This is a genomic window from Haloparvum sedimenti, assembly GCF_001462205.1.
In the GTDB taxonomy this organism is placed as follows: Archaea; Halobacteriota; Halobacteria; order Halobacteriales; family Haloferacaceae; genus Haloparvum; species Haloparvum sedimenti.
Genome location: NZ_LKIR01000082.1, coordinates 1 through 1,887 on the forward strand (window position 1 = coordinate 1; position 1,887 = coordinate 1,887).

At 61.0% G+C, this 1,887-nt stretch carries 1 protein-coding gene and 1 pseudogene; both read left to right on the forward strand.

The features are described from left to right. A pseudogene (locus AN233_RS05310) lies at positions 1-666 on the forward strand (hypothetical protein); the annotation flags it as partial. Further along, positions 659-1,887: VirB4 family type IV secretion/conjugal transfer ATPase (locus AN233_RS05315; RefSeq protein WP_449271522.1), on the forward strand; the 1,229-nt coding region annotated here is incomplete at its 3' end. The pseudogene AN233_RS05310 and the gene AN233_RS05315, both read left to right, overlap by 8 nt.

Below are 1,887 nucleotides of genomic sequence, written 5' to 3' on the forward strand. Positions count from 1 at the left end.
GAAGCGTTCATCGAGATTGACCCGGGGAACATGGACTTCGCGATGTCCGACGACTGGGCTCAGCTCCAGGAGGCGGGCGAAGAGTTCGCCAACAAGGAACTTGATTCGAAGCTCAAACTCCACGCCACAACCCGATCATTTCCGGTAGAGCAAATCACCGAGACAATCGAGGAGCGGCTCAACGACGAGGACGTCAAACAGAACCCGATCTTCCGGGAACTCCTCGAGGAGTACCGCGAGACGCGTCCCAAAGAGATGCGTGACCGGGGCATCCAACAGGTGCGCTACTACATCGGCGTCGAGGTCACGCCGCTCGAAGTCTACGATAGATACCGAGACGAAGGGACACCCGCCGAGAAACTGACGCAGTTCCCCGTCATTGGGTTCCTGTTCAACCCATTCGTGACTCGTCGTGAGGACCTCACAGATGTCGAGCGCCGCGCCCAGATGTTCGAGAAGCTGGACAGCCGCGTCAACGACGTTCGCGCCGAGTTCATCCAGCAGGCGTCCGGGTGGTCTGCTCGCCGGCTCAGTACGGTCGAACTGTTCGTTCTGAATATGGACTTCTGGAACGGTCGCGAGCACGACTACGACGAGGCAGAGCGTGTTGTTCGCGAGCAACCGATCATCGGCCACTCGCGCCGGGAGGATGAGACCAATGCGTAACGTTGTCCTGCAGGCGGGTGGCGGGACCTTCACCCAACTCACAGAGTGGCTACGGAACCCAACGTCACCCGAGGGTGCGGCGATTTACCTTCTGTTGGTTGTAGTCCTCGGCGTCGTCGGGAAACTCCTCTGGGACTGGCACACCGCCGACGACGAACCCGAAGTCGATTTCTCGGACGTCCTCGACGAGGAGACGCTCGAAGAGGGTCACGCGGAAGGCCAGCTCCTCGACGACATCTCTGAGTCCCACAAAACGGTGACTGCGCCAGCAGCCATCGAGTGGGAGACACGATCCGCACGCGTCGGCGAGCAGTGGACGACGACGCTGTACATCGCGGACTACGCCGATTACCCGAACGACGGGTATCTGAGCGATCTCTTCGAGTTGACCGACGTCGAGTTCGACCTCACAGCGCACATCACCCCGAAGAACCAGCAGCGAGCGCGGAACGAACTACAGGACATCGCTGACGACCTCCAGGTCGACGCCGATCTTGAACAGAGTGTCCGCAGTGCGTACCTCCAAGAGCGAGCAAACGAGGCCGCTGCGACCTACAAGGCCGTCGAGAGCGGAGCGAACGTCTTCGACCAGGGGATGTTCGTCACGGTTCGCGCCGACGACAAGGAGGACCTCAGGGACTCAGTCCAGAAGGTCAAGAGCGCCCTCCGCGACGACCCAGCGAACCTCACGCCGAAGACCGCTATTTGTCGGCAAGACCTTGCCCTCCAGTCCGCCGCACCCATTGGCGACAACGAATTCGGTCGCGAGTCGATCGCCCTTGGGGGTGCCGTCGGCGCGTTGCTGTCCTCGCCGCACAACGCGACGATTCTCGAGGAGGGCGGCGTCGAGTTCGGGATTCACAAGGACAACCAGAGCCCGGTCGTCATCGACCCGTTCGCCCGTGACAACGGGTATGCGATGTTCACCGTCGGCGATACTGGGTCTGGGAAGTCGTTCAGTTCGAAGCAGAACTTCATCCGCTCTATCGAGCAGAGTAAGGACCGAATCGGCATCATCCTCGAACCGCTCAACAACTGGGCGGGGGTCGCCGAAGCGCTCGGTGCGAAACGCATCACCGTCGGTGGGACGCTCGGTCTGAATCCTTTGGAGATCCGTCAGACACCCGACCACGTCCAGCGGGCGATGGGTGAGGATGCGAGCCCGTTCAACGAGAAGCTCGACGACGCGATGAGCTTCCTGACGAACTTCTTCGCACTGCG